Consider the following 3639-nt stretch of genomic DNA (forward strand, 5'->3'; position numbering starts at 1 on the left):
TACCAAGGTGATTCCGTTTAATATGGGCAAGTTCATGAGCAAGAATGAAATTAAGCTCATCTTCAGCCCCTTGTTCCACAAGGTCAAAGATCTCGGAGTAAACGACCACCATATTACGGCCAAAAAAACGAGTCGCAAAAGCGTTAAGTACACCACCTGACTGTATAACATAGATATCCGGCATTTGTTTGAAGTCCATCTTTACACATAGCTCTTCAACCGTACTATGAATAAGCGGAAATTGATTCACACCAATTTTTACACCATTCAACCGAATGTGGCCGATCATCAAGGCATGAAGTAAAAGCGAGACCGTCAAAAACGCCAAGATGATGAGAAGTCCAACAACCGATAAAGCAAAAAGAAGATAAGATACAATACTAATACATAATACAATCCAAAAATATTTATTCTCATTTTTATGGATCAGTTCATTTTGTGTGTAGGTCTGTGTAGTCATGAAAGCTAGTTCTCCTCAGGCATAATAAAAATGATTATATGAAAAAAAAAAGATTTGGTATAGATGTTTTTTATAGGTATATAATCCTTTTCTATCCATCGAACAGAAGCGCCATAAAAAAGACCGTCTCTAATTTTAAGATATTTACAGAGAAATACATATGCAATTTTTGTTGTTGTGAAAAAATTATTTGTTTGATAAGAAAAGAAAAATGAGGACTATACTGGCCCTCATTTTTTCAATAATACCCTTGGGTTCTTTAAAATTGTTCTTAAGTTTGCTTTTTCAACATGCTGTTTTTTCTTGCGATATTGATCAATCAAATCATTCAAGCGTTCTAGCTGAAATGCATAATCAAAAATAACTGAGCCAATGATTACAAGGCGAAGTTTATGTTCTCTTTCATAAAAGGTATCCTCCATGATTCCTTCGAGAAACTGACCACTCTCTTCAAGTAAATCTGCGTTTTCGATTTCTTTAATTTTTCCAGTATATTTTAGCAATATCATTTCATGATAATTGATTAATTCTTCAAGATGTTGATCGAACTCCCTCGTTTCTTCTTGTTCTGGCCGACTCTGGAAAAAATGGTCTTCAATGATATCGAGAAGCTTAAGGCCCTGATGCAGACAGGCCAGCATTTGTTTAAAGACGACTATTTCCCGGACATCTAACGATTTAAGCTTCGATATTTTTTCACGTTCCTCATCAAGGATTTTATATAGATCTTCTAATTTAGTTACATCCTTCTTAAGATGGCTCCATTGGGCCTGAAATGTTTTTTCAGTCAATTCATTCGATATTGCAGTCCTTATCAGCAAAGACATGGTCCTGAAGCTTGAATCCATTTTTTCGGTGAAATTTTTATTATAATTCGGAGGAGAGATGATGATATTGACTAAAAATGCTGACCCCATTCCTACAAGGACAATGATAAATTTATTTCCAGCCGCGACAATCCCTTGGTATTCCTGCGAGCTCATCATAACTAACACTGTAATCAATGTTAAGGAAATCGAGCCTTCCATTTTAAGCTTTAAACTTATGATAATGACAATGACCATCACAAGTCCGATGACGATTGGGCTGTTGCCAAACAAGTATATTGAGCTTACAGCAATGATAGCCCCAAGAGTATTCGCCTGGAATTGTTCCATTACTTGTTTCCAGGATCGGTAAATCGAGGGCTGAATCGTAAATGTAGCTGCAATCGCAGCAAATACAGGAGGTTCCAAGCCTAGCCATTTGGTTATATATAATGCGAGCACCACGGCAAGCCCTGTTTTTAAAACTCGTGGTCCTAATGTGATCAATCAAATCCCCCACTCTATCAATAGAATGCTTCCAATCTATAATTGCCTTGTTCCAAAAAATGAAACACATTATCATCATACCTGATTTTATTTCACAGATAAAAGAATACTGTTTATTCCTTTTAAAAAGGTTATCCGCTATGAGAGCGGGAAATAATATTGATAGCAGCAGTTTTACAAAGGTGGGAATAAGATGATCGATTTAGACAGAAAACACGACCCTAAAAAGAATGGGCAACTAATCTCAAAAATTACTGGGAAAAATTTAAATATAGAAGATATAGTGAATGAAACAAAGGCTCTTTTTCTTGAAGCGAGCAAGGATTATTCACCTGCCCTTGCCAGGACATCGACTGTAATATCCTCCTTATTCACTAATTTCAGAGCGACCTTAAGAAAGATTGCTCAGACCAAATCAGCATTCGACGAATTTGAACATTATGAGACGATCGTCGATCAAAACAGCAACGTCTATCCAGAATGGATCGAACTTTTAAACGATGAATATAATCATCTATTAAACGAAATAAATCGAGAGGTTCATATTGAGGATTTCGGAGCCGTAGGTGATGGAGTAACAGATTGTACCGAGGCTTTTCGGATGGCTCTTGGCAAGGGGCGGGTAAAGGTACTCATTCCTGAAGGTGTCTTTGTCACAAAAGAAATCAAGCTCCCTTCCTGGACCTCCCTAGTTGGTGCGGGTAAAGGAAATACGATCATAAAACTCCATGATTCTGCACCCAAAGGCACGCGGCTTGTAACCAATCGCAATCACCGGACAGGAAACCGGAACATTTATGTAAAAGGCATGACTCTCGATTGGAATGTAGAGCGTTTTGGGAACGTCGAGAAGACCAGTACTTGGGGCAACCACTCTAGCTGCCTGCTATATGCCAATGTTAAATTTGGCTGGGTGAAGGATGTCGAAGGAATCAATCCTGGCCTTCATTGCTTTGATATTTCTTCCCCACTTTACAACTATTATGGCGACGGCTATCGTGCTCGAGGAGGCAGTGAATATATCTGGCTAGATAATCTTACGGGTTATGGTTTTGGAGATGATGGCATCACCACTCATCATAGTGATAATATATTTATTTCGAATTGTCATATGTGTGATCCGAGCGGCAGGGCTCATAAAAAAGGGTTCTCAAATTCTAATGGTATCGAGATTGATGACGGCTCCCGAAATGTATGGCTTCTAAACAACTCCAGCGCAAGATGTTTTGGCGGAATTGAAATTAAGGCCCACCATACATCATCTGCTGCGAACAATGTTGTCATCATAGGACATATATCACTAAACGATAACCGTTCCTATAATTTCCGTCATATCGGTCATCATAAAGAAAGTGATCCGGAATCCAAAACTGCGATCAACATAAAAGCAGCCAATATTGTTTCAATTAAGCCTATTCATACTGATTTGTACGCGAATTCCTCCCCTCGCGCGATGGTTGTATCAGCCTATAAAAATGTTGCAGTGAATCACTTTTATGTCATCGGGGACCCACAATATGATTATGGGGACGAGCCTGTCATCGCGATCCAGTATCGCTCGAGAAATGTGATTTTCAATAATGTCCAGGTCAGCGGATTTACTACTGCAAGCAATGATATTAAGGTGTTTGGCGGCAACAATCATGCGGACAATGTGAAAATCCGTCATGTGTATGTCAGGCATTCAGCACCTAAAGCGATTCATATTGGGAAAGGAATTGAAAGTGCGACAGTTAAGAAAATTGTTGCGGAGGCAGTTAATGGAAAATCTGTTGTTGAAGTGTCTGGAAATAATCCCTATATTGCTGATATCGAGGCAAAAGGATTTAAAGTTGCCGTTTTGCATTCCGGTGCAAAGAATAGCAC

Annotated in this window: 3 protein-coding genes; 1 reads left to right on the forward strand and 2 read right to left on the reverse strand. The window is 38.6% G+C overall.

Going from position 1 to position 3639, the window contains the following annotated elements; genetic code table 11:
* On the reverse strand, positions 1–460 hold a 460-nt coding region (locus tag WB217_RS07390; protein ID WP_423992067.1), incomplete at its 3' end, for a M48 family metallopeptidase.
* 230 nt (positions 461–690) lie between these two features.
* Positions 691–1773: an FUSC family protein gene (locus WB217_RS07395; protein WP_423992069.1), complete on the reverse strand. Its 1083-nt coding sequence runs from the start codon at positions 1771–1773 to the stop codon at positions 691–693.
* 193 nt (positions 1774–1966) lie between these two features.
* On the opposite strand from WB217_RS07395, the gene WB217_RS07400 reads away from it, so the two are divergent.
* Positions 1967–3639: glycosyl hydrolase family 28-related protein (locus WB217_RS07400; protein WP_423992072.1), on the forward strand; the 1673-nt coding region annotated here is incomplete at its 3' end.

It is taken from the genome of Mesobacillus sp., from assembly GCF_049588175.1.
Taxonomy (GTDB): Bacteria; Bacillota; Bacilli; order Bacillales; family Cytobacillaceae; genus Mesobacillus.